Origin of the sequence: Rheinheimera metallidurans (assembly GCF_036983985.1) — a bacterium.
GTDB lineage: Bacteria > Pseudomonadota > Gammaproteobacteria > Enterobacterales > Alteromonadaceae > Alishewanella > Alishewanella metallidurans.
In genome coordinates this window covers 1-243 of record NZ_JALAHQ010000024.1, presented here as the reverse complement: position 1 = coordinate 243, position 243 = coordinate 1, and the positions used below count along the sequence as shown (strand labels likewise).

Genomic DNA, 243 nt, shown 5'->3' with positions numbered 1-243 from the left:
GCACTCTGGCGACACTCCTTAAAAACCAGGTTCGTGCTCATCTTTCCTTCCCGTTCTTCCCTGGTAGCAAACCGGTAATACACCGTTCGCCAGACCTTACCTTCGATAACCAGAAGACCTGCCCGTGCCATTTTAGCCGCGGCCTGATTTATGCTGGTTACTGTTGCGCCTGTTAGCGCGGCAACGTCCGGCGCACAGAAGCTATTATGCGTCCCCAGGTAATGAATAATTGCCTCTTTGCCC

The 243-nt window shown here is 53.1% G+C and carries 1 protein-coding gene; it reads right to left on the bottom strand.

What is annotated here, in order from left to right; all coding sequences use genetic code 11:
• On the bottom strand, window positions 1-243 hold a 243-nt coding region (locus MN199_RS14755; RefSeq protein WP_335739918.1), incomplete at both ends, for a protein ren.